Genomic DNA, 21283 nt, shown 5'->3' with positions numbered 1-21283 from the left:
TCTACCGGGCGGGGCCGAAGCGCGGCGCCTCCCCGGTTGGGCCGGACATGCCTCGCCCCGCGTCCCATGTTGGCGTGGTGGGGGGAACGCGGGGCGAGGACTCCGAGCCGTGCAGACGCAGCTGTCGCTGCTCGCATCGTTGCCGTACGCGGAGCGTAGACGGCACCGACAGGGATACGACACGGCCGGTCCGGCCGGCCGCCGGTATGCGGCCTGTACGGGGGCAGCTGAGCGAGTAAGAGGATCTACCGGGTTCGCGCTGGTCCTTGCACTGCTTCCTCCGGCGGAGTCAGCAGTCGAAGTCGATGAGGTTGAACGTGACGTAGTGGTCGGAGGTGTAGTAGTCCTCCTGGTAGTCCTCGCCCGTGACGATGCGACGTGCACCGCGGGTGGAGGAGCCCGGCGTTATCACGGTGTACTCGTGGTAGTAGCCGGTGGGCTCGCTCGGCAGCACGCCCTCCTGGTTGCGGAAGACGGTCCCGTCCTGCGAGTACGGGAACGGACCGTCCGACGCGATCAGGTCGAGCGTGTCGTACGCCTGCGACGGCAGGTTGCTGTAGCAGATACTGCCGACCGAGCTGGCAGCGGCGTCCGCCGTGACGGCGGAGACGGTGCCGCCCACGAGGAGGGCGGACAGCAGGGCGCCCGCGGCGCCGATGCGGGTGATTCGTGGGGGGAATCTCATGGCTCCATGATGACGCGCGTAGAGTGTGGCATGTCAATGACAAGTCTGAAGAATTTGCCGCCAAGTCCTCTGAGTTTTCACGTAGTTAACCTGCCGCCGGCCGGCCCCCTGAAGCCCGCATCCCGGCAGCCGCCGGGCCTCCACGCCGGACGGACCGTTCGCTGCCGAGGTGAACCGGCGAGACTGGTGCACTGGGCCCGGCCGGCCGAATCCCGGCCGCCCCTCAGCCGGACCTCCGGCTCCCCGCGGCGGCGAACGTGCGCACGCCAGCACGATCAGCGCGACGCTCGCGTAGACGCCGTAGCCGTCGAGGAAGCCGAGCCGTTGCAGAAGGCCCACCGGCCAGTGGGTGAACTCCTGCAGCAGCCCCAGCGCACCCTGCACGAGGGCGACGAACCCGAGCAGTTCCAGCAACCGTTTCACGGTACGACCCTCGTCCCGCGGCCCAGCCCCACACCATCGGCCGTGGGGCGGGCCGTGCCCGCCGGAAGACCCGCCGCACGCGCGCGTGGCACACCGAAAGTCCACACGGGCACAACTTTGGTCGACGATCCCGTGCACGAGTAGGTGTCACGGGCCGGTCCTGCGTAGATTTGTCGACCGTGAGCGGTGACATCTCCATACGGACGTTCGAGGGGCGGCGCTGGCTGTTCCCCTCCGCCGTGATCCATGAACTCGACCCGGACGCCGGCCCGGCCGGCCGGCGGCCCCGGCGCACCGCGCGCGACTGGCTCGTCGACTTCAGCTGTTTCCTGCTGGCCGTCCTCCTGGGTGTGGCGGCCGCCAACACGATGCGCCAGGACCCGAACGTCTCGCACGGCCTCGCCGTCGCCGACCAGCTGGTCGGCGGTCTGGCCTGCGCCGCGGTCTGGCTGCGCCGCCGCTGGCCGACGGGCCTGGCCCTCGCCATGATCCCGGTCGGCTTCGTCTCCGACACCGCGGGCGGCGCCGCCATGGTCGCGCTGTTCACGCTCGCCGTGCACCGCCCGTTCCGGTACGTCGCCTGGATCGCCGGAGCCGACCTCGCGCTGGTCCCGTTCTTCTACTGGCTGCGCCCCGACCCCGACTTGCCCTACCTGGCCGTCGTCATCCTGGTCGTGCTGTTCACCCTCCTGGTCGTCAGCCTCGGCATGTTCGTGCGCTCCAAGCGGCAGCTGATGGTCAGCCTGCGCGACCGGGCCCGGCGGGCCGAGACCGAGGCCGGGCTGCGCGCCGAGCGGGCCCAGCGGCTGGCCCGGGAGGCCATCGCCCGAGAGATGCACGACGTCCTCGCCCACCGGCTGACCCTGCTCAGCGTGCACGCCGGGGCGCTGGAGTTCCGGCCCGACGCGCCCCGGGAGGAGATCGCCCGGGCCGCCGGGGTCATCCGGGAGAGCGCCCACGAGGCCCTCCAGGACCTGCGCGAGATCATCGGCGTGCTGCGCGCCGCCGACGGCGACGAGGCGGGCGGCCGCCCGCAGCCGACCCTGGCCGCGCTGGAGTCGCTGGTCGCCGAGGTACGGGGAGCCGGCATGAAGGTGGTGCTGAACAACCACGTCGGCGACCCGGCCGCCGTCCCCGCCTCCGTCGGCCGCACCGCCTACCGGATCGCCCAGGAGGGTCTCACCAACGCCCGCAAGCACGCCCCCGGCGCCGAGGTCACCGTCCGCGTCACCGGCGCCCCCGGCGACGGCCTGGACATCACCGTGCACAACCCCGCCCCCGCGAACGAGGCCCCGCACGTCCCCGGCTCCGGCCAGGGCCTGATCGGCCTGACCGAACGCGCCACTCTGGCGGGGGGACGACTGGAGCACCGGGCCACCGGCGACGGCGGCTTCGAGGTGCGGGCCTGGCTGCCCTGGGCCGCCGTCCCGGCGGCGTGACGAACGGGAGACGGCCACATGGCGCCGTATCCGCGTGATTACGTAGGGGCCATGACCGCGATCAGACTGCTGCTCGTCGACGACGACCCGCTGGTGCGGGCGGGTCTCGCCCTCATGATGGGCGGCGCCGGGGACATAGAGATCGTCGGGGAGGGCGCCGACGGTGACGAGGTGGAGGCGCTCGTGGACCGAACCCGCCCGGACGTCGTCCTGATGGACATCCGGATGCCGTCAGTGGACGGACTCACCGCCACCGAGCGGCTGCGCGGGCGTGCCGACGCCCCGCAGGTCGTCGTCCTGACCACCTTCCACGCCGACGAACAGGTGTTGCACGCCCTGCGCGCGGGAGCCGCCGGGTTCGTCCTCAAGGACACCCCGCCCGCCGAGATCGTCGCCGCGGTGCGCCGGGTCGCGGCCGGCGACCCCGTGCTGTCGCCCGCCGTCACCCGGCAGCTGATGCGGCACGCGGCCGGTACCCGGGCGGACACCCGGCAGGCACGCGCGCGTGACCGGCTCGCCGCCCTCAACGACCGGGAGCGGGAGGTCGCCCTCGCGGTCGGCCGGGGCCTCGCCAATGCCGAGATCGCCACCGGCCTCTTCATGAGCGTCGCCACCGTCAAGACCCACGTCTCCCGCATCCTGGCCAAGCTCGGCCTCAACAACCGCGTCCAGATCGCCCTGCTGGCGTACGACGCGGGACTGCTGGAGGAATAGGGCGACGGTGGGGCACCTGTGGGGCGGCCCGTGCGTTCTCCGGATACGGGACGGCCTCGGGGACCTCCTGAAGGGGGAGCAGAGCATGCAGGTGACCGACCTCCGCGAGTACGGCGACGGTCTGCGCACGGATCCGCACACGGTGTACGCGCGGCTGCGCGAGAGCGGCCCGGTGCACCGGGTGCGGTGGCCGCTTCCCGACCAGTACCACGAGACCTGGCTGGTCGTGGGGTACGAGGAGGCGCGCGCGGCGCTCGCCGACCCCAGGCTGGCCAAGGACACCGAGAAGGTCGGCTTCAAGTTCCTCGACGAGGAGCTGATCGGCAAGTACCTGCTGCTCGCCGACCCGCCCCAGCACACCAGGCTGCGCGGCCTGATCACGCGCGCGTTCACCGCCCGCCGGCTGGCCGCACTGGAGCCGAGGATCCAGGAGATCACCGACCGGCTGCTCGACGAGATGCTCCCGCGCGGCCGCGCCGACCTCGTCGACGCCCTCGCCTACCCGCTGCCGATCACGGTGATCAGCGAACTGCTCGGCGTCCCGGAGCTGGACCGCGAGCGGTTCCGGAAACTGTCCAACGAGGTGGTCGCGCCCAGCGATCCGGGCAGCGAGTACGACGCCTTCGTCGCGCTCGCCGACTACCTGGCGGAGCTCATCGAGGACAAGCGGTGCGCGGGCCCGAGCGGCGACCTGCTCAGCGACCTGATCCGCACCACCGCCGAGGACGGCGACCGGCTCTCCGCCGCGGAACTGCGCGGCATGGCCTTCGTCCTGCTGATCGCCGGCCACGAGACCACCGTCAACCTCATAGGCAACGGCGTTCTCGCCCTGCTCACCCACCCCGACCAGCTCGCCGCCCTGCGCGCCGACATGAGCCTCCTGGACGGCGCGGTCGAGGAGACCCTGCGCTGGGAGGGCCCGGTGGAGAACGCCACGTACCGGTACGCCGCCGAGCCCCTGCAGATCGCCGGCACCGCCATCGGCCGGGGCGACCCCGTGATGATCAGCCTCGCCGGTGCCGACCGCGACGCTGACCGCTACCCCGAGCCCGACCGGTTCGACATCCGCCGCGACCACCGCGGCCACCTCGCCTTCGGTCACGGCATCCACTACTGCCTGGGCGCACCCCTGGCCCGGCTGGAGGGCCGGACCGCCCTGCGCACCCTCCTGGAGCGCGCCCCGGACCTCGCCCTGGACGGCCCGCACGGCGAGTGGCTGCCGGGCACTCTGATGCGAGGAGTGCGCAGCCTCCCGGTGCGCTGGTAGCCGCACCCCGAGGCCGAGGCAGGCCGGGCAGGCCTGCCCGGTCAGGCAAGCCGGTCCGGGATCTCCGCGAGCGCCACCGGTCTGCGGTCGCGCCGGGAGGTCTCACAGGCCTCCGCGATCCGCAGCGCCTGCAGCGCCTCACGCCCGTCGCAGGGGTTGGCCAGCTGACCCCGCACCACGTCGACGAAGGCGCACAGCTCGGCCTCGTAGGCGGGCCCGAACCGCTCCAGGAAACCGGGCCACGGCTTGTCCGCGGGCGGCGGCCCGGTCGGCTCGGTCGAGGCCACCGGCGTACGGTCGTCCAGGCCGACCACCACGGTGTCCCGCTCGCCGGCCAGTTCCATCCGCACGTCGTACCCGGCGCCGTTCAGCCGGGTCGCCGTCGCCGTGGCCAGCGTGCCGTCGTCCAGGGTGAGCACCGCAGCGCCGGTGTCGACGTCACCGGCCTCGCGGAACATCGCGGGCCCCGCGTCCGAGCCGGTCGCGTACACGTCGACGACCTCGCGGCCGGTCACCCAGCGCAGCACGTCGAAGTCGTGGATCAGCGTGTCCCGGAACAGCCCGCCGGACAGCGGCAGCCACTCCGGCGGGGGCGGGGACTGATCGGAGGTCAGCGCCCGTACGGTGTGCAGCCGCCCGAGCCGGCCCGAGCGCACCGCCTCCCGCGCACCGGCGTACCCCTTGTCGAACCGCCGCTGGAAGCCCATCTGCAGCACGGTCCCGGCCTTCTCCACCTCCGCCAGGGCCTGCAGCGTGCCCGGCAGGTCGAGGGCGATCGGCTTCTCGCAGAAGACCGGCAGCCCGGAGCGGGCCGCGCGGCCGATCAGGTCGGCGTGGGCCGAGGTGGCGGCGGTGATCACCACGGCGTCCACGCCCCACTTGAAGATCTCGTCCGTCCCGGGCGCCGCCGTCTCCCCGAGCCGGTGCGCCAGATCCTGGGCCCGCTGGGGATCCACGTCCGTGAGGATCAGCGATCCGACCTCGCGATTACGGCTGAGCGTGTTCGCGTGAATGGTGCCGATGCGGCCCGTCCCGATGACCCCGATGCGCATGGGAACAAGGTGCTGGTGCACCCTGCGCGCTGTCAATCCGTATGTCCGGACAATCGAACTACACAACTTCCCGTCAACCCGTCACGGGGATACGCTCGGCCCCGTGCCCAAACCAGATGTGGACCCGACCGTGACGCTCGACCTCAGTGTGGACCGGACTTCCCCGGTCCCGTTGTACTTTCAGCTCGCCCAGCAGCTGGAAGCGGCGATCGAGCACGGCTCACTCACCCCCGGCAGCCTGCTGGGCAACGAGATCGAGCTCGCCGCACGGCTCGGTCTGTCCCGGCCGACGGTCCGCCAGGCCATCCAGTCCCTCGTGGACAAGGGCCTGCTCGTCCGCCGCCGGGGTGTCGGCACCCAGGTCGTGCACAGCCAGGTCAAGCGCCCGCTGGAACTCAGCAGCCTCTACGACGACCTGGAGTCGGCCGGTCAGCGCCCGGCGACGAATGTGCTGGTCAACACCGTCGTCCCGGCGTCCGCCGAGGTCGCGGCCGCGCTCGGGGTGGCCGAGGACACCGAGGTGCACCGCATCGAACGCCTGCGGCTGGCGCACGGCGAGCCCATGGCGTACCTGACCAACTACCTGCCCCCCGGCCTGCTCGATCTGGACACCGCCCAGCTGGAGGCGACCGGCCTGTACCGTCTCATGCGGACCGCCGGGATCACCCTGCACAGCGCCCGCCAGTCCATCGGCGCGCGCGGCGCCACGGCCGCCGAGGCGGACCGGCTCGCGGAGCCGGAGGGCGCTCCGCTGCTCACCATGCAGCGCACCACGTACGACGACACGGGCCGCGCCGTCGAGTTCGGCGACCACATCTACCGCCCGACCCGCTACTCCTTCGAGTTCCAGCTGCTCGTGCGGTCCTGAAGGCACACCCGTACAGGTCGTAATGTCCGGACAATGTGACCGATGTGTGGGCCGCCCCGGCAGACGGCGGCCGAAGCGACCCGGACTCCCCACGCCACGAGCTGCAGCGCCCCGAAAGGGGCGCGGGGAACTGCGCAGCCGGCCCCCACGCACCCGCACTCGGCAACGGCGCCGTTCCCTTCCTTATCTCCCCCGAACGGCACTGCACGCACGCGTACGGCAGAATCGAGCCCGATGAGCACCTATCGCGACCTCACCGCCCCCATCGGCTCCCGCCGAGCCCCGGTCCTGCGCACCGTCGGCACCAGGGAGCGCCGGTCCCACCTGACGGCCCCCCGCGTGCCGACGGTCGGCATCGACATCGGCGGCACCAAGGTCATGGCGGGCGTCGTGGACGCCGACGGCAACATCCTGGAGAAGCTCCGCACGGAGACCCCGGACAAGTCCAAGAGCCCGAAGGTCGTCGAGGACACGATCGTCGAGCTGGTCCTGGACCTGTCCGACCGGCACGACGTGCACGCCGTGGGCATCGGCGCCGCCGGCTGGGTCGACGCCGACCGCAACCGCGTGCTGTTCGCCCCCCACCTGTCCTGGCGGAACGAACCGCTGCGCGACCGCCTCTCCGGCCGGCTCTCGGTCCCCGTCCTCGTCGACAACGACGCCAACACGGCGGCCTGGGCGGAGTGGCGCTTCGGCGCCGGCCGCGGCGAGGACCACCTGGTCATGATCACGCTCGGCACCGGCATCGGCGGCGCGATCCTGGAGGACGGCCAGGTCAAGCGCGGCAAGTACGGCGTCGCCGGCGAGTTCGGCCACATGCAGGTGGTGCCCGGCGGCCACCGCTGCCCGTGCGGCAACCGCGGCTGCTGGGAGCAGTACAGCTCCGGCAACGCGCTGGTCCGCGAGGCCAAGGAACTGGCCGCCGCCGACTCCCCGGTGGCCTACGGGATCATCGAGCACGTCAAGGGCAACATCAACGAGATCACCGGCCCGATGATCACCGAGCTGGCCCGCGAGGGCGACGCGATGTGCGTCGAGCTGCTCCAGGACATCGGCCAGTGGCTCGGCGTCGGCATCGCCAACCTCGCCGCCGCCCTCGACCCCTCCTGCTTCGTGATCGGCGGTGGCGTCAGCGCCGCCGACGACCTGCTGATCGGCCCCGCGCGGGACGCGTTCAAGCGCCAGCTGACCGGGCGCGGCTACCGCCCCGAGGCCCGGATCGCCCGCGCCCAGCTGGGCCCCGAGGCCGGCATGGTCGGCGCCGCCGACCTCGCCCGCCTGGTCGCCCGCCGGTTCCGGCGCGCCAAGCGGCGCCGGGTCGAGCGGTACGAGCGCTACGAGCGGTTCGCGGAGGCCCGCCGTACCCGGGACACCGCATGACCGCTGCGCTGCCCCGTCAGGCCGCGTCCCCGGAGGGACCGCAGCGGCCGCCCGAGACCCCGGGGCACAAGGCCAAGCGCCGGGCGCTGACGCTGCTGATCATCGTGCTGCTCATCGGGGTCCCGGCCGGCTATCTGGTGATCTCCGCCGCCCAGAGCCGCAACAGCGGCAAGGACAAGGAGTCCAAGTACTCGGCGATCGGCCTCTCCGAGGGCTGGCCCTCGAAGGTGCAGCGGCGCCTCTACCAGGTGCCGGTCCCGCACCCGGCCGACCGGATCGCGTACTACGAGACGAACAACTGGAAGACCAGCCGTCTCTACGTCCAGTTCCGCACCAACAGCGCCGGACTGGACAGCTTCCTGGAGGGCATGGGCGTCAACCGGGACGCGCTCAGGAAGAACGACATCAGCATCAGCTCCCGCGACCAGAAGATCAGCGGCTGGAAGTTCACCGGCCCCGGGACCTGGTCGGGCCTGACGCACAAGCAGAAGAACCCGGCGCCCACCCAGGACGTGGTCGTGAACACGGCCGACCCCAACTTCCCGATGATCTACGTCGTCTCGCGCACCGTCCCGTAGGCCGCCGCCGGGGCCGGTCGCCGGGACCGACTGTCAGACCCCGCCCGTACAGTCGAAGACGTCTGATCCGACAGGCGGGCGGGAGGTGGCAGAACGTATGAGCGGCACGACGGCCGAGGCCGGCGCGGACGTACCGGTGCGCCTGGCCGCGGTCTACCTGCCCGCCGACCTCCCCCGCCAGGGCCGGATGGCCTTCTGGGACCCCGAGGGCGATCCGCTGCCCGGCACCGCGACCGAGGAGCTCACGGTCGTACGGCGGCACGGCGCCACCGGGGTCCGCCGCCGGCAGGTGCCCGCGCTCACCCTGCCGCTCGCCGCCGCCCTCCCGCATCTCGTCCGGGCCCGCCGCGACCCGGCCGCCCACCCCGCCACCGCCTGCTGGGGCGCCGCCGCCCTGCACGCGCTGCGGCTCGCCGCCCGCGGCCGGCTGCTGCCCGGCCTCACCCCGGCAGGACACGACGCCTGGCGGGCCGGCCCCCTGGAGCCCGCCGACATCGCCCACCTGCGCGCGGTGGCCGACGCCCTGCCCGCCGAGGGCCACGCCGTCCCGCTGCCCGGCCCCGGCCCGCTCCTGCTGCCCCAGCCGGAGGCGCTGGTCCGCTCCTTCCTGGACGCGGTCGCCGACACCCTGCCCCGCACCCCGGCCGCCCCGCACACCGCGGGCCGGCCCTTCGCCGCCCGCGAAGCCCGGCGGCTGCCCGACGCCCAGGAGTGGGCCGCGGAGGTCGCGGCCGGCATGGACGCGGGGGTGCGGATCTCGCTGCGGCTGGACCTGTCGGCGTACGACCTGTTCGACGACGGCGAGGGTGCGCACCGCGCGGGAGCGGCGATCGTCCAGGTGCACAGCCTGGCCGACCCGACGCTGGTGACCGACGCGGCGGCGCTGTGGTCGGGGGCGTCCGACGCCGCCTTCGGTCCCCGCGCGCGCGTGGACGCGGCGCTGGCCGTGCGCCGGGCCGCGCGGGTGTGGCCGCCGCTGGCCCGCCTCGCGGAGCAGGACGTGCCGGACGTCCTCGCGCTCTCCGAGGAGGAGCTCGGACAGCTGCTGGGGGTGGCGGCGACGAGGCTCGCGGCGGCCGGGGTCGCCGTGCACTGGCCCCGGGACCTGGCCCAGGACCTGACCGCGGCGGCCGTGGTGCGGCCCGCCCCCGGCTCGGCCACCGACGGCACCGGCTTCTTCGAGAGCGAGGAACTGCTGCAGTTCCGCTGGCAGCTGGCGCTCGGCGGCGATCCGCTCAGCGACGCCGAGATGGACGCCCTCGCGGAGGCCCATCGCCCGGTCGTACGGCTGCGGGACCGCTGGGTACTCGTCGACCCGGCCCTCGTCCGCAAGGCGCGCAGGCGCGAACTCGGCCTGCTCGACCCGGTCGACGCGCTCTCCGTCGCGCTCACCGGCGAGGCCGAGGTGGACGGCGAGCGGGTCGAGGCCGTCCCCGTCGGTGTCCTCGCGGCCCTGCGCGACCGTCTCACCGCCGGCATCCAGCCGGCCGAGCCGCCCGCCGGCCTGCACGCCACCCTGCGCGACTACCAGCTGCGGGGCCTGGCCTGGCTCGACCTGATGACCGCCCTCGGCCTCGGCGGCTGCCTCGCCGACGACATGGGCCTCGGCAAGACGATCACCGTCATCGCCCTGCACCTCAAGCGGGCCCGCACCGAGCCGACCCTGGTGGTCTGCCCGGCCTCGCTGCTCGGCAACTGGCAGCGGGAGATCGCCCGGTTCGCCCCCGGCGTCCCGGTCCGCCGCTTCCACGGCCCCGACCGCAGCCTCGACGGCCTCGACGGCGGCTTCGTCCTCACCACGTACGGCACCATGCGCGCCACCGCGGGCAGGCTCGCCGAACAGCCCTGGGGCATGGTCGTCGCCGACGAGGCCCAGCACGTCAAGAACCCCTACTCGGCGACCGCGAAAGCCCTGCGCACCATCCCGACCCCCGCGCGCGTGGCCCTCACCGGCACCCCCGTGGAGAACAACCTCTCCGAGCTCTGGGCCCTCCTCGACTGGACGACCCCCGGACTCCTCGGCCCGCTCAAGTCCTTCCGCGCCAGGCACGCGCGCGCCGTCGAGAACGGCGAGGATCAGGAGGCGGTGACCCGACTGGCCCGCCTGGTCCGCCCCTTCCTCCTGCGCCGCAAGAAGTCCGACCCCGGGATCGTCCCCGAACTCCCGCCCAAGACGGAGACCGACCACCCCGTCCCGCTCACCCGCGAGCAGGCCGCGCTGTACGAGGCGGTGGTGCGCGAGTCGCTGCTCGCCATCGAGACGGCGGACGGCATCGCGCGCCGCGGCCTGGTGCTCAAGCTGCTCGGCGCCCTGAAGCAGATCTGCGACCATCCCGGGCTGTATCTCAAGGAGGAGTCCCGCATCGAGGGCCTGGCCGCCCGCTCCGGCAAACTCACCTTGCTCGACGAGCTGCTGGACACCGTGCTCGCCGAGGACGGCTCGGCGCTCGTGTTCACGCAGTACGTCGGCATGGCCCGCATGATCGCCGCACACCTCCAGGCTCGCGCGGTCCCGGTCGACCTGCTGCACGGGGGCACCCCGGTGCCGGAGCGGGAGCGCATGGTGGACCGCTTCCAGAGCGGCGCGACCCCGGTCCTCGTCCTCTCCCTGAAGGCCGCGGGCACCGGTCTCAACCTCACCCGCGCCGGCCATGTCGTGCACTTCGACCGCTGGTGGAACCCGGCGGTGGAGGAACAGGCCACCGACCGCGCGTACCGCATCGGCCAGACCCAGCCGGTCCAGGTGCACCGGCTGGTCACCGAGGGCACGGTCGAGGACCGCATCGCCGAGATGCTGGAGGCGAAGCGGGCCCTCGCCGACGCGATCCTCGGCTCCGGCGAGGCCGCCCTGACCGAACTGACGGACCGCGAGCTGTCCGACCTGGTGTCGTTGCGGAGGACGTCATGAGCGGCGCGGGCGAGGAGCGGCCGGGGGATGCGGCGCGGCGCGCGTTGCGGGCGGCGCGGGGGCGCGAGGCGGAGACCGGGGCCGACGCGGCGGCCGCGGGCGGGGGAGAGGGCGAACGGGCGGAGCGGGTGCCGAGGCCGGGGGATGCCGCGCGTCTGGCACTGCGGGTGGCCGCCGCCGCGAAGGAGGCCGAGAGGCGGGATGCCGAGCCCGAGGCCGAGGAAGGTGTGGCCGCCGAGCCGGCCGAGCCGGCCGAGCAGATCGAGGGGATCGACCGGGCCGACACGGCCGCGTCCGCCGCCGGACGGCCGGGCAGCCGTCCCGGTGACGTCGCGCGGGAGGCGCTGCGTGCGGCGCGCGCGGAGGCGAGGCGGGCCGAGGAGGCGGCTGCGGCGCAGACGTCTGAACAGCCCTCGGCCCGCCCGGTACGGCGACCGCCCTCGCCCTCGCCCTCGCCCTCGCCCTCGGCTTCGCCGGCCCCGGCGTCCGCGGCTCGTGGTCGCACCGCCCGTGACCTGAAGCAGTTCCTGGCGAGCGCGTTCCGGATGCCGAGGGAGGAGTCCGAACCGGACACTCCCGAACCCGCACCCGAACGTGCACCCGAACCCGCACCCGCACTCGAACGTGTACCCGAGCCCGCACCCGGACCCGACCCGGACACGCCTGACTCCCACCCCGCTGCGGTCGCCACCGGCCACCCGGAGCCGACCCTCCGTCTCCCGCGCACCATGGCCACCCCCCACCGCGACTCCGAGCTCCGCCGTACCTTCCCTCCCCTCCCGTCCCGTGTCTCCGCCTCTGCTTCCGAGTTCGCCGAGACCTGGTGGGGAAACGCCTGGGTACGGGCGCTGGAAGAGGGCGCGCTGGACGTGAAGCGGCTGGTGCGCGGGCGAGGTTACGCCGAGCGCGGGCACGTGGACGCCATCACCGTGACCCCGGGGCTGGTCCTGGCGTACGTGCAGGGCAGCCGGCCCCGGCCGTACCGCGTGCAGGTGCGGCTGCGGACCTTCGGCGAGGACGAGTGGGAGCGGCTGCTGGAGGCCGCCGCCGACCGGCCGGCCGACATCGCCGCGCTGCTCGACAAGGAGCTGCCGCAGACCCTCGCCGACAGCGGGGTCCCGTTGCTGCCGGGGCCCGGTGAACTCGAACCCCGGTGCAGCTGCCCGGACTTCGGGCACCCCTGCAAACACGCGGCCGCACTCTGCTACCAGACCGCGCGGCTGCTGGACGCGGACCCGTTCGTGCTGCTCCTGCTGCGCGGCCGCGGGGAGCGCGAGGTGCTGGACGCGCTGTCCCGGCGCAACGCCGCCCGCGCGGCCCGGGAGCGGCAGCCGGCCGCGCTGCCGGGCGTCCGGGCCACCGAGGCCCTCGTACCGCGTCGACTCCCGCCGCTGCCGCCTCCGTTGCCGGCGCCGGCGCACCCCGAGCAGCCGCCGGTGTATCCGGGGGTGCCCGGCGGCCCGGACCCGTTCGCGCTGGACCAGCTGGCCACCGACGCGGCGGCCCGCGCCCACGCCCTGCTCACCACCGGACACGACCCGGTCGGTGAACTGTCCCTCTGGCAGGACGCGGTGCGGCTCGCCGCGGCCCGCCCCGGTTCCGGCCTGACCGCGTCCACCCGGGCCCTCTACGCCACGCTCGCGGACGCCGTGGGCCGGACCCCGGGCGACCTGGCGCGCGCGGTCGCCGCCTGGCGGCAGGGCGGCATGGAGGGGCTGGCCGTCCTCGAAGAGCCCTGGGACCCGCCGGCCGGCCGCTTCGACCGGGCCCGGCCGCTGCTGCTCGCCGCCGACCTCCCGGCCTTCCGGCCGTGGCGCAACCACCTGACCCACCCCGGCGGCCATCTCCAGCTCCGCTTCGGCCGCGACGGCCTGTGGTACGCCTACGAGTCGGAGCCGGGCCACGACGACTGGTGGCCCAGAGGCACCCCCGACCTGGACCCGGTGGGCGCGCTGACCGGCCTCGGCGCATCGGACGACCTGTAGTTCCCCCGCCCCACCGGATGCCTACGACGTCTTCTTCCCGATGTCGTCGTGCCGCGCGACGAACCGGGCCCTGCCGTTCTCGACGTGGTAGAGGAACCACCCACCGTCCTGGCCGGTCTCCAGGTACTGGTTCTGGCTCTCGTAGCTGTACCGGCGGGTGATGCCCTGCCAGGGCCCGCGCAGCAACTCCGCGCGCAGGGACTCGCGTTCGTCGCTGCTGGGCGCCGCGAGGCCGTGGGCGGCGTAGCCGACGGCGTCGTACGCCTCGGCCGCCGACGGACGAGGGGGCGGCGGGCTGGAGCCGCTCCACCTCCGCTACCCCTTCGTCTGCGCGGCCAGGATCGGCCCGACCTGCTCGAACCGTCCGTCGTGGACCTGGTGGACGTAGGTCACACCGGCCATGGCCTTAACTTCGGCGTCGAACTGGTTGTACTGGTTGAAGGTGTAGGTGCGTGCGATGCCCTGGTAGGTGGCCTTGTGGAGCCGCAGGGCGAGTGCGAGCCGGCTGCCCCGTCATCGGCCTCAACGACTCCGGGGGCGCCCGCATCCAGGAGGGCGTCGCCTCCCTCGCCCTCTACGCCGAACTGGTGCGGCGCAACGTCCAGGCGTCCGGGGTGATCCCGCAGATCTCCGTCGTCCTCGGCCCGTGCGCGGGCGGCGCCGCCTACTCACCGGCGATCACCGACGTCACGGTGATGGTCGACCGCACCTCGCACATGTTCGTCGCCGGCCCCGACGTCATCGAGACGGTCACCGCAGAGCGCACCACCGCCGAGGAACTGGGCGGCGCCCGCGTCAGCAACACCGTCAACGGCAACGCCCGCTTCCTCGCCGCCGACGAGGAGGACGCCCTCGCCACCGTACGCGACCTGCTGTCGTACCTGCCCGGCAACAACCTGGAACGGCCCCCCCGAGTACGCGCCCGGGACCGTGCCCGCCGGGACCCCGCTCGACGAAGCGCCGGGCGGGCCGCACGCCCCCGCGCCGGCCCTGTCCGGAGGGGCGGCCGAACCGGTCGCGGTCATCGGCGTCGGGTGCCGGCTGCCCGGCGGGGTGCGCGGGCCCGCCGACTACTGGCGGCTGTTGGTGGACGGGATCGACGCGATCGGCCGGGTTCCGGCGGACCGATGGCGCGATGGCACCGCCTTCCCGCCCGCCGACGTGCCCGCGCACGGCGGATATCTCGACGACATCGCGGGATTCGACGCCGGCTTCTTCCGCATCGCACCGCGCGAGGCCGCCGTGCTCGACCCCCAGCAGCGGATCCTGCTGGAGGTCGTCCACGAGACGCTCGACCATGCCGCCGTGCAGTCAGGCAGCCACACAGCCACACAGCCACACAGCCGGACCCGACCCGGCCCCCGACGTCAGACGTCAGACGTTCTCGACCGACACGGCGACCGGCGTTCCCGCCTCGACCGTGCGGCTGACCGTGCACAGCCGGTCGTGGGAGACGGCGACCGCCCGGGGCAGGATGGTGCGGGCGCGGTCGCCGGCCGGGCCCTCCGGGAAGGTGACGGAGAAGGCGACCGAGAGGTCCGTCATCCGGTTGCCGTCCTCGTCGCTCACCTTGTGGCCGCTGACGGTGACGGTGAACGCGGTCGGCTCCGCGTGACGGCTCGTGGACACGTCGACGTCCGCGGCCGTACAGCCCCCGATCGCGGCGAGCAGCAGTTCGACCGGGGTGAGTTCGGTGCCGTCGCCGGTGCCGAAGGCGATCGTGCCGCCGCGGGCGTTCGTGGCGGTGAAACGGCCGGTGCCGGTGCGCTCGACCGTGACGAGGCGCAAGGAGTCTTCGCTCATGGAGACGAACCTAAGGCAGCCCGGCCGGCGGTGCCGGCACCGCCGTCACTGGAGGATGTTGACGGCCCGCGCCACCACCAGGACCACCGTCACCAGGGAGACCGAGGACTGCAGCATCATCAGCATCTTGGCCCAGTGCGACAACGGCATCACGTCGGTCGGGCTGAACGCGGTGGAGTTGGTGAAGGACAGGTACAGGTAGTCGAGAAAGCCCGGCTCCCAGTCCTGCGGCGCGGTCTCCGGACTCTGCATCTGCACGAAGAGGAAGTCCGCGTACTGGTGCCGGCCGAGGACCCGGGCCATCGGCCCGCCGCGGTCCCACTCCCAGTACCAGAGGGCGAACACGATGACGTTCGTCAGCCAGATGCCCCCGCCGCTCAGCAGCAGCGGCCCGGCGTCACGGCCCTCCGTGCCGTTCACGAGACCCGCGACCAGCCGGACCGCCGACCAGCCGTTGGCCACGCTGATCACCCCCATCAGCACCAGTCCGAGGACCCGTAGCCACCGGGTGCGGGGCTCGACCCGCCGGGGGTTGCCGGCGATGACGCCGGCCAGCAACACCACCTCCAGGACCGGCAGGGCCCAGTACGGCTGGAAGGCGAGCCGGTGCGGCAGCATCAGCTGCAGGGCGATCGCCACCAGTATCACGGCGGTCACCGCCCACCGCGGCTCGCCCTGTGTCGCCCTGCGCCACGCGGGCACCACGTCGTGCTCGCCGCTCTCCAGCAGCCCTTCGATCCTGGCCAGCCGGTTCTCGGCGTCGGACATTCGGTCGCTCATGGCCATGATTGTCCCGAGCCCCCCCGGCCGATCCACGACCGGCTCGGCCCTTGCTCCCCACCGTCGGGTGCGGTAACCGCCCGCCGGCAGGCGAGGCCGGGTGCTCCTGGTCGGTACGCGAGCGGCAACCCGGCGGCACCGGCCCTGCGCCGACACGCTCGGTGCCGCTGTCCCCGGGTGTTTGTGAGGATGCTGTAGGCGACACGTAAGAGTGCTTCCGGCTGCCCGAGCCCCTCCCTAATCTCCGGTTCTCATGACAACAGAACACGCGCAGCAGGCTCGGGAGCACGGCGGGCACAGCCGCAGGCGTTTCCTGGCGGCGGGCGGGGGAGTGGTCGCCGGCGCCGTGGGCGGGGGAGCGGCCGGCGTCTTAGGGGCGGCCGGCAGTGCGGCCGCGGCCGGCTCCGGCAAGCGTGTCGCCGTCCTCGGCGGCGGGGTCTCCGGCCTCAGCGCCGCTCACGAACTCGCCGAACGCGGCTACCGGGTCACGGTCTACGAGTACTACGACGCCCTCGGCGGCAAGGCCCGCTCGATGGACGTCCCCGGGACCGGAACGGGCGGCCGCAAGCCGCTACCCGGCGAGCACGGCTTCCGCTTCTTCCCCGGCTTCTACCGGAACCTGCCGGACACCATGCGCCGCATCCCCTTCCCCGGCAACACGAACGGCGTCCACGGCAACCTCCGAGGCGGCACGGAGGAGCTGTTCGCGCGCGGCTCGGGCCGCCCGGACCTGCACTTCCCGCTCCGCCGGGTCACCACGCCGCCCGCTCCCGGCGACCTCACCCCGTCCTGGATCCGCGACCAGGTCCTGTCGGTGCTGGACCTCGCCACCCACCTGCCCGCCCACGAGGCCGCCTACTTCGCCGACCGCCTCCTGGTCCACCTCACCAGCTGCGACGCCCGCCGCGAGGACCAGTGGGAGAAGGTCGCGTGGTGGGACTTCATCCGGGCCGGCGAGATGAGCCGCGAGTACCAGGTGCTCCTCGGCATCGGCCAGACCCGCAACCTCGTCGCCACCCGCGCCGAGGTCGCCTCCACCCGCACCGTCGGCCGCGTCATCATCGAGGCCCTCATCCTGTGGGGCCTGCTCGGCCGCGGCATGGACGGCGACGCGGACGTCGACCGGGTGCTGAACGCCCCGACCAGCGAGGCGTGGATCGACCCCTGGGAGACACATCTGCGCTCCCTGGGCGTCGAGTTCGTGCTCGGCACCGAGGTCCGTGAGGTGGTGTACGACGGCGTACGGGTGGCCGGCGTACGGGTGGCGGCGCGCGACGGCAGCCGGCCGCGCACCGTCACCGCCGACCACTACGTCTCCGCCCTCCCGGTCGAGCACGCGCGCGTGACCTGGGGCCCGGCCCTGCGCGCCGCCGACCCGCAGCTCGGGCGGTGCGACGAGCTGAAGACGGACTGGATGACCGGCGTGATGTTCTACCTGCGCACCCCCACCCCCGTCGTGCACGGCCACATCAACTGCCTCGACTCACCCTGGGCGGTCACCGGAATCGGCCAGACACAGTTCTGGGACGTACGGGACTTCTCGCGCGACTACGGTGACGGGCAGGCCCACGAGTGCCTGTCCACGATCATCTCCGAGTGGGACAAGCCCGGCATCCTGTACGGCAAGACCGCCCGTGAGTGCACCAAGGACGAGATCGTCGCCGAACTGTGGGCCCAGCTGAAGGACGGGCTGAACGACTCGGGCAAGACGACGCTCAGGGACGAGGACCGGCTCGGCTGGTTCATGGACCCTGCGGTGACGGGCCTCGGCGGCCCCGACCCGCACAACCGCGAACAACTCCTCATCCACCCCACCGGCACGCTCTACCACCGCCCGTCGGCGAGGACGGCGGTGCCGAACTTCTTCCTCGCGGGCGACTACATCCGCACCGACGTGGACCTGGCGACCATGGAGGGCGCCAACGAATCCGCCCGACGCGCCGTCAACGCACTGCTGGACGCGGACGGTTCGGACGCGGAGCGGTGCCACGTCTGGGAGCTGTTCCGGCCACCGGAGCTGGAGCCCCTGAAACGGGTCGACGAGGTGCGCTACCGGCTGGGGTTGCCCAACACCTTCGACCTGGGCTAGGAGCTGTCCGGCGGCGGAGCGGAAAACTCCTGTGCACCGGCTCGCGCACCTCTGCGATCATCCGCGAGTGGCGCACAGTCCCGCATCGCCGGTCATCCGGCACACGCACCGCCTTCCCTCCCCCGAGGGCTCCGCCGGGGAAGGCGCTGTCGCCGCACGGCAGTCGACGCGGCGCTCGCATCCGTGGGTTTCCAGCCCTCGGCGGAGCTGCTGGAGCGGCTGTCCGGGCTGTCCGAGGCCGCGGTCGTGCACACCGCCCGGCGGACGCTGCGCACCGTGAGCGAGGGCAGGTCCGGAGCGACTGCTCCCGGTCGTCCCCCCCCGCATGCCGGTGACGGTGCCGTCGGCGACTGAGGGGGCTCGCTGCGGATACCCGGTCGTGACCACTGACCGGTGTACGAGCGAGGAGGCGGACGGTATGCGCGCTCTGACCTGGCAGGGTCGGCGGGACGTCCGGGTGGAGACGGTCCCCGATCCGGTGATCGAACAGTCTGACGACGTGATCGTGCGGATCACCTCCACGGGTATCTGCGGTTCGGACCTGCACCTGTACGAGGTCCTCGGGCCGTTCCTGGAGCCGGGCGACATCCTGGGACACGAGGCCATGGGTGTCGTCGAGGAGGCCGGACCCGAGGTGCGTGGCCTCGCTCGCGGGGACCGGGTCGTCGTCCCCTTCAACATCTCCTGCGGTACCTGCTTCATGTGCTCCCAGGGCCTGCAGTCGCAGTGCGAGACCACGCAGGTGCACGCGTACGGCTCCGGTGCGGCCCTGTTCGGCTACACCAGGCTGTACGGGCAGGTGCCGGGCGGGCAGGCCCAGTACCTGCGGGTGCCGTTCGGCAGCACTCTGCCGGTCAAGGTGCCCGAGGGACCGCCCGACGACCGCTTCGTCTATCTCTCCGACGTGCTGCCGACCGCCTGGCAGGCCGTCGAGTACGCGGCGGTGCCGCCCGGCGGATCGGTCACCGTGCTCGGCCTCGGCCCGATCGGCGACATGGCCACGCGGATCGCTCAGCACCGGGGCGCCGGGCTGGTCATCGGCGTCGACCTCGTGGACGAACGCCTCGACCGGGCCTCCGCGCACGGGGTGACCTGCCTGGACCTGCGCCGGCACGAGAAGGACCTCGGGGACGCGGTGCGCGAACTGACCGACGGACGCGGCACCGACGCGGTGATCGACGCGGTCGGAATGGAGGCGCACGGCAGCCCGGTGACCAAGGCCGCCCAGTGGGCGACGGGACTGCTGCCCGACGCGCTGGCCCAGCCGCTCATGGAGAAGGCGGGTGTGGACCGGCTCGGCGCTCTGTACACGGCGATCGACCTCGTACGGCGCGGCGGTACCGTCTCGCTGTCCGGGGTGTACGGCGGAGCCATGGACCCCCTGCCGCTGCTGCGCATGTTCGACAAGCAACTCCAGTTCCGGATGGGGCAGGCGAACGTGTGGCGCTGGGTGCCGGAGATCCTGCCCCTGCTCTCCGACGGCGACCCCCTCGGCGTGGACGGCTTCGCCACCCACCACCTGCCCCTGGAGGAGGCGCCACGGGCGTACGCGGACTTCCAGGCCAAGCGTGACGGCATGATCAAAACCCTGCTGCAGCCCTGAGCCGCCTCAGCCCGGACGAGTGGTTTGACGGCCGGTCGGATCACCGTCGGCTGCCGACACGACATGGCTGCCCGACCTCACCGGGGTGGGCGGCATCGTGGCCGTCGCGGATCAGGGCACCGAGATCCTGGACGCCGTGTACTACGACACGGACTACCTGCGCCCGGCCGGTTCCTCGGCCGCCCTCAGGCGAAGGACGGGCGGAACCGACGCGGGCTGGCATCTCAAACTGCCGCTGTCCGGGGACAGCCGGGAAGAGGTACCGGCCCCGCTGTCCGACAGTCTTCCGGAAACACTGCGCGACCTGGCCCTTTCCCGTACCCGGGGAGCGGATGCCTCACGGCGCGATCCGCGCAAGACGCTCAGCTGGACCCGCCGCACCCGGCCGTGAGCCCGGTCAGGGCAGATGCCGCTCCGCAGCGGTGCGGTGGCGTTCGTTGTAGGCACGGGCAGCCCGGTCGTTCAGCGCGCTGCCCACGGAGCGCAGGCGTTCCCCGAGCGTGCGTGGGGCTGCCGGCTCGATGTCGATGCCCGGGCGCAGCTCCGGTTCGCCTTCCGCGGTCGGCAGCAGTGCGGTCGTCGCGTGGCTGAGCCGTGCGGTGAGCGCGGGGGCGAGGCCGTGGGCCTTGTCGGCGACGCGGGCGGCGGGGGTGAGCACGAGACGGAGGCGGCGGCGCTGGACGGCCGTGACGATGCGGTCGGCAGCGCGGCGCGCGTCCATCGATATCAGCGGAGTGCCGGCGAGAGCGGAGAACCAGGCGAACTCGCGTCGCCGGTCACCGCCGAACACGGCGTGCAGATGCGAGCCGGTGCGCATCAGACCCGGATGTACGGCGGTCACGGACACGCCGTCGCGCGCCGACTCCGCGTACAGCCCTTCGGCCAGGGCCCCCACGGCGGCTTTGGCGCACGAGTACGGCAGCAGATGCGGTACGGCGAGCAGACCGCCCACGGAGCCGATCAGAGCCAGCCTTCCGCCGGCTGGGCTCTCGCGCAGGTAGGGGAGTGCTTCGAGGCTGGTGTGGAGCGCGCCGTGGAAGATCGTGCCCATCGCGTCGTCGAATCCGGCCGCGCCGACGGTCTCGGCAGGTGCGACCTGGATGATGCCGGCGTTGGCGATGACCACGTCCACGCCGCCGCAGGCCTCGGCCGTCCGGTGGAAAAGACCAGCGAGGGCCTGCCTGTCCCGCACGTCGGTCACGGCGGTGCGGGCGGAGCCTTCGGGATGCCGCTGCCGAAGCAGCCCGGCGGCCCGCTCGAGTTCGTCGGCGTCTCGCGCGGCGAGCGTGACACGGCAGCCGCGGTCCATCAGCTCGTCGGCGATGAGAAGACCGAGACCGCGGGAGCCGCCGGTGACCACGGCGGACAGGCCGTGAAGGGATTCGGACGCCCGGAACGGCAGTGGTGTCGGCATGGAGATGCCTCCCTGTCTTCGAAGCCCGCGGGAGATGGTGTCCCTGGTGGGACGGCAGGCCGCTGCCAGGCGCTTCTCCGGGAAGGGCGGGATGTCGGTGGTTTGGAAGCAATCGGTGGGACCTGGTGCGCGAGAAGCCGCAGAGATCACTGAGTACCCGTCCTCCGGACAGACAGTCCGATGCCCGCCGAACTCGGCCCCAGAGCGTGACCAGCAGCTGCGGTGCAGGCACGATGCCCGCACCCTGGGAGAAACGGCCCACCGCAGGTGAAGGAGTGCCGGTACGGCTCGGAAC

17 protein-coding genes and 3 pseudogenes are annotated in these 21283 nt (G+C 73.1%); 13 read left to right on the top strand and 7 right to left on the bottom strand.

Annotation, left to right across the window (positions count from 1 at the left end; genetic code table 11):
- Positions 1 to 289: 289 nt before the first annotated feature.
- Both ACFY6U_RS01860 and ACFY6U_RS01855 read right to left on the bottom strand, forming a co-directional pair.
- The gene (locus ACFY6U_RS01860; RefSeq protein WP_390034572.1) at positions 290 to 685 is read right to left on the bottom strand and encodes a ribonuclease domain-containing protein; all 396 of its coding nucleotides are present in this window, start codon (positions 683 to 685) and stop codon (positions 290 to 292) included.
- A 223-nt stretch (positions 686 to 908) separates the two neighbouring features.
- Positions 909 to 1108 (bottom strand): annotated as a pseudogene (locus tag ACFY6U_RS01855) (hypothetical protein).
- A gap of 170 nt (positions 1109 to 1278) precedes the next feature.
- On the opposite strand from ACFY6U_RS01855, the gene ACFY6U_RS01850 reads away from it, so the two are divergent.
- From ACFY6U_RS01850 to ACFY6U_RS01840, 3 genes are all read left to right on the top strand, one after another.
- Positions 1279 to 2547, top strand: coding sequence for a histidine kinase (locus ACFY6U_RS01850; RefSeq protein ID WP_390034571.1), 1269 nt, complete (start codon positions 1279 to 1281; stop codon positions 2545 to 2547).
- A 51-nt stretch (positions 2548 to 2598) separates the two neighbouring features.
- A complete protein-coding gene (locus tag ACFY6U_RS01845) occupies positions 2599 to 3261 on the top strand; it encodes a response regulator (RefSeq protein ID WP_390034570.1) in 663 nt (220 codons plus the stop codon).
- An 85-nt stretch (positions 3262 to 3346) separates the two neighbouring features.
- Positions 3347 to 4528 carry a cytochrome P450 gene (locus ACFY6U_RS01840; protein WP_390034569.1) on the top strand — a complete coding sequence of 394 codons (1182 nt, stop codon included), beginning with the start codon at positions 3347 to 3349 and terminating at the stop codon, positions 4526 to 4528.
- Between the two features lie 41 nt (positions 4529 to 4569).
- Here the strand turns inward: ACFY6U_RS01840 and ACFY6U_RS01835 are convergent, their stop codons facing one another.
- Positions 4570 to 5580: a Gfo/Idh/MocA family oxidoreductase gene (locus tag ACFY6U_RS01835; RefSeq protein WP_390034568.1), complete on the bottom strand. Its 1011-nt coding sequence runs from the start codon at positions 5578 to 5580 to the stop codon at positions 4570 to 4572.
- A 130-nt stretch (positions 5581 to 5710) separates the two neighbouring features.
- Here ACFY6U_RS01835 and ACFY6U_RS01830 point away from each other — a divergent pair, with 130 nt between their 5' ends.
- From ACFY6U_RS01830 to ACFY6U_RS01810, 5 genes are all read left to right on the top strand, one after another.
- Entirely contained in the window at positions 5711 to 6448 is a 738-nt protein-coding gene (locus tag ACFY6U_RS01830) for a GntR family transcriptional regulator (RefSeq protein WP_390035180.1), read from the top strand.
- Between the two features lie 234 nt (positions 6449 to 6682).
- A complete protein-coding gene (locus ACFY6U_RS01825; RefSeq protein ID WP_351499697.1) occupies positions 6683 to 7828 on the top strand; it encodes an ROK family glucokinase in 1146 nt (381 codons plus the stop codon).
- A complete protein-coding gene (locus ACFY6U_RS01820; protein WP_390034567.1) occupies positions 7825 to 8406 on the top strand; it encodes a sugar kinase in 582 nt (193 codons plus the stop codon). Before ACFY6U_RS01825 ends, ACFY6U_RS01820 begins: the two co-directional genes overlap by 4 nt.
- A 97-nt stretch (positions 8407 to 8503) precedes the next feature.
- On the top strand, positions 8504 to 11314 hold the full coding sequence (locus ACFY6U_RS01815; RefSeq protein ID WP_390034566.1) for a DEAD/DEAH box helicase: 2811 nt from the start codon (positions 8504 to 8506) through the stop codon (positions 11312 to 11314).
- The gene (locus ACFY6U_RS01810) at positions 11311 to 13299 is read left to right on the top strand and encodes an SWIM zinc finger family protein (RefSeq protein ID WP_390034565.1); all 1989 of its coding nucleotides are present in this window, start codon (positions 11311 to 11313) and stop codon (positions 13297 to 13299) included. The genes ACFY6U_RS01815 and ACFY6U_RS01810 overlap by 4 nt, the downstream gene beginning before the upstream one ends.
- Positions 13300 to 13320: 21 nt before the next feature.
- Here ACFY6U_RS01810 and ACFY6U_RS01805 read toward each other — a convergent pair whose 3' ends face one another.
- Positions 13321 to 13485, bottom strand: a complete 165-nt coding sequence (locus ACFY6U_RS01805) for a hypothetical protein (protein ID WP_390034564.1) — start codon at positions 13483 to 13485, stop codon at positions 13321 to 13323.
- A 308-nt stretch (positions 13486 to 13793) separates the two neighbouring features.
- On the opposite strand from ACFY6U_RS01805, the pseudogene ACFY6U_RS01800 reads away from it, so the two are divergent.
- A pseudogene (locus tag ACFY6U_RS01800) lies at positions 13794 to 14619 on the top strand (carboxyl transferase domain-containing protein); the annotation flags it as partial.
- Between the two features lie 54 nt (positions 14620 to 14673).
- Here ACFY6U_RS01800 and ACFY6U_RS01795 read toward each other — a convergent pair.
- Together ACFY6U_RS01795 and ACFY6U_RS01790 are read right to left on the bottom strand one after the other, a co-directional pair.
- The gene (locus ACFY6U_RS01795) at positions 14674 to 15102 is read right to left on the bottom strand and encodes an OsmC family protein (protein WP_390034563.1); all 429 of its coding nucleotides are present in this window, start codon (positions 15100 to 15102) and stop codon (positions 14674 to 14676) included.
- A 45-nt stretch (positions 15103 to 15147) separates the two neighbouring features.
- Positions 15148 to 15882: a hypothetical protein gene (locus tag ACFY6U_RS01790; protein WP_390034562.1), complete on the bottom strand. Its 735-nt coding sequence runs from the start codon at positions 15880 to 15882 to the stop codon at positions 15148 to 15150.
- A gap of 253 nt (positions 15883 to 16135) precedes the next feature.
- On the opposite strand from ACFY6U_RS01790, the gene ACFY6U_RS01785 reads away from it, so the two are divergent.
- The 4 genes and pseudogenes from ACFY6U_RS01785 to ACFY6U_RS01770 all read left to right on the top strand — a co-directional run bounded on the left by ACFY6U_RS01785 (position 16136) and on the right by ACFY6U_RS01770 (position 19965).
- Positions 16136 to 17971 (top strand): FAD-dependent oxidoreductase, encoded by a 1836-nt coding sequence (locus ACFY6U_RS01785; RefSeq protein ID WP_390034561.1) that lies wholly within the window; start codon positions 16136 to 16138, stop codon positions 17969 to 17971.
- 67 nt (positions 17972 to 18038) lie between these two features.
- A pseudogene (locus ACFY6U_RS01780) lies at positions 18039 to 18256 on the top strand (hypothetical protein); the annotation flags it as partial.
- Between the two features lie 133 nt (positions 18257 to 18389).
- A complete protein-coding gene (locus ACFY6U_RS01775; RefSeq protein WP_390034560.1) occupies positions 18390 to 19574 on the top strand; it encodes a zinc-dependent alcohol dehydrogenase in 1185 nt (394 codons plus the stop codon).
- A 97-nt stretch (positions 19575 to 19671) separates the two neighbouring features.
- Positions 19672 to 19965 carry a CYTH domain-containing protein gene (locus tag ACFY6U_RS01770; RefSeq protein ID WP_390034559.1) on the top strand — a complete coding sequence of 98 codons (294 nt, stop codon included), beginning with the start codon at positions 19672 to 19674 and terminating at the stop codon, positions 19963 to 19965.
- A 6-nt stretch (positions 19966 to 19971) separates the two neighbouring features.
- Here the strand turns inward: ACFY6U_RS01770 and ACFY6U_RS01765 are convergent, their stop codons facing one another.
- Positions 19972 to 20988: an SDR family NAD(P)-dependent oxidoreductase gene (locus tag ACFY6U_RS01765; RefSeq protein WP_390034558.1), complete on the bottom strand. Its 1017-nt coding sequence runs from the start codon at positions 20986 to 20988 to the stop codon at positions 19972 to 19974.
- Positions 20989 to 21283: the final 295 nt, after the last annotated feature.

Source organism: Streptomyces sp. NPDC013157, assembly GCF_042899865.1.
Taxonomy (GTDB): domain Bacteria; phylum Actinomycetota; class Actinomycetes; order Streptomycetales; family Streptomycetaceae; genus Streptomyces.
Note: the sequence above shows the minus strand (reverse complement) of the source record. Positions and strands in the feature narration are given on the sequence as shown.

Excerpts from the sequence above, each read along its gene's own strand:
- ACFY6U_RS01765 (WP_390034558.1), bottom strand. The coding sequence starts at position 20,988 with ATGCCGACACCACTGCCGTTCCGGGCGTCCGAATCCCTTCACGGCCTG.
- ACFY6U_RS01835 (WP_390034568.1), bottom strand. The coding sequence starts at position 5,580 with ATGCGCATCGGGGTCATCGGGACGGGCCGCATCGGCACCATTCACGCG.
- ACFY6U_RS01815 (WP_390034566.1), top strand. The coding sequence starts at position 8,504 with ATGAGCGGCACGACGGCCGAGGCCGGCGCGGACGTACCGGTGCGCCTG.
- ACFY6U_RS01775 (WP_390034560.1), top strand. The coding sequence starts at position 18,390 with ATGCGCGCTCTGACCTGGCAGGGTCGGCGGGACGTCCGGGTGGAGACG.
- ACFY6U_RS01785 (WP_390034561.1), top strand. The coding sequence starts at position 16,136 with ATGACAACAGAACACGCGCAGCAGGCTCGGGAGCACGGCGGGCACAGC.
- ACFY6U_RS01845 (WP_390034570.1), top strand. The coding sequence starts at position 2,599 with ATGACCGCGATCAGACTGCTGCTCGTCGACGACGACCCGCTGGTGCGG.
- ACFY6U_RS01860 (WP_390034572.1), bottom strand. The coding sequence starts at position 685 with ATGAGATTCCCCCCACGAATCACCCGCATCGGCGCCGCGGGCGCCCTG.
- ACFY6U_RS01790 (WP_390034562.1), bottom strand. The coding sequence starts at position 15,882 with ATGAGCGACCGAATGTCCGACGCCGAGAACCGGCTGGCCAGGATCGAA.
- ACFY6U_RS01825 (WP_351499697.1), top strand. The coding sequence starts at position 6,683 with ATGAGCACCTATCGCGACCTCACCGCCCCCATCGGCTCCCGCCGAGCC.
- ACFY6U_RS01810 (WP_390034565.1), top strand. The coding sequence starts at position 11,311 with ATGAGCGGCGCGGGCGAGGAGCGGCCGGGGGATGCGGCGCGGCGCGCG.
- ACFY6U_RS01795 (WP_390034563.1), bottom strand. The coding sequence starts at position 15,102 with ATGAGCGAAGACTCCTTGCGCCTCGTCACGGTCGAGCGCACCGGCACC.
- ACFY6U_RS01840 (WP_390034569.1), top strand. The coding sequence starts at position 3,347 with ATGCAGGTGACCGACCTCCGCGAGTACGGCGACGGTCTGCGCACGGAT.
- ACFY6U_RS01820 (WP_390034567.1), top strand. The coding sequence starts at position 7,825 with ATGACCGCTGCGCTGCCCCGTCAGGCCGCGTCCCCGGAGGGACCGCAG.